The following is a 326-nucleotide window of genomic DNA, read 5'->3' as shown; positions in this document are numbered from 1 at the left end:
TCACGCCGTGCAGTCATGTAACTTTCAAAAACTGACACGGTATAATCACGCCGTACAGTCATATCATTTTCAAATACGGACTCAATACAGTCAGCCTGTGCAGTCATATCAAGTTCAGAATGTTGAGGGCGATGGTCAGGAAAAACAGCGATACATAAGCCATTGAAATATTTACGACTGACCAATATATAACCGGTATAAAATCCGGACAAATCACCTAAGTCGTATAAATACAACCCAGTATTGAAATCAATCGTTCGCGGGTTCATTAGATGAAATAGAAATTGTTAGCTCATTACCGTGCAGTGATGCTAACCCCTTATCCG

1 protein-coding gene is annotated in these 326 nt (G+C 40.2%); it reads right to left on the bottom strand.

Going from position 1 to position 326, the window contains the following annotated elements; all coding sequences use genetic code 11:
• A partial coding sequence (locus AB4507_RS22890) for a hypothetical protein (RefSeq protein ID WP_372183488.1) occupies nt 1-185 on the bottom strand: 185 nt, incomplete at its 3' end.
• Nucleotides 186-326 lie beyond the last annotated feature (141 nt).

This window comes from Vibrio sp. 10N.222.54.A3, from assembly GCF_041474095.1.
Taxonomy (GTDB): Bacteria; Pseudomonadota; Gammaproteobacteria; order Enterobacterales; family Vibrionaceae; genus Vibrio; species Vibrio crassostreae_C.
The sequence above is the reverse complement of the archived record's forward strand: the minus strand, read 5'-3'. Positions and strand labels throughout refer to the sequence as shown.